General features: G+C 29.9%; 1 protein-coding gene. It reads left to right on the top strand.

Translation table 11 applies throughout. The features are described from left to right. Positions 1-583 (top strand): WG repeat-containing protein (locus tag B0A58_RS16130; protein WP_089081882.1); only part of this gene is annotated, 583 nt, incomplete at its 5' end. Positions 584-696 lie beyond the last annotated feature (113 nt).

Genomic DNA, 696 nt, shown 5'->3' on the forward strand with positions numbered 1-696 from the left:
TGGTATTCAAAAAGAAAATTGGGCTAAAGTATATTTGGAAGGAAAAATTGGTTATATTGACATTGCAGGATATGAGGTGGTACCTGCAAAATATACAACCATAGATAGTTTTGACAATCTCAATAAAGGTTGGGCATTGGTTTCCATCGAGAATAAATTTGGCTTTATTGACGTTAATGGTAGAGAAATTTTAGAACCAATTTACGATAAAATTTATCCATTTGATGAAAATAGAAAAGATTGGGCTAAAATTATCCATGCTGGCAAATCAGGATTTATTGATAAAACAGGAACTCTTGTTGTGAACACCGTTTATGACAATATCAAACCTTTTGGCGAGTATAGAAGTGGATGGTCTTTAGTTCAAATTGGAGACTTTTTGGGCTTTATCGACGAAACAAATGGCAAAGAAGTTGTTCAGGTAAAATACCGTGAAATTGAAAAATTTAGTTTGAGAAAGAAAAATTGGGCTTTAGTAAAACAAAATAGCTTGTATGGATTTATTGATAAATCTGGAAAAGAAGTGATTCCTCCATCATTTGAAAGTATTACTCCGTTGGACGAACTTAACAAAAACAATTAGGTTTATAGGATTTATAAAAATTATAAAAACTTTTTTTTTGATATGTATAAAAAAAGCTGTTCATTTGGTTGAACAGCTTTTTTTGTTATAATTAGAATAATACCAAATATACA

It is taken from the genome of Flavobacterium branchiophilum NBRC 15030 = ATCC 35035 (genome assembly GCF_002217205.1).
GTDB classification, from domain to species: Bacteria; Bacteroidota; Bacteroidia; order Flavobacteriales; family Flavobacteriaceae; genus Flavobacterium; species Flavobacterium branchiophilum.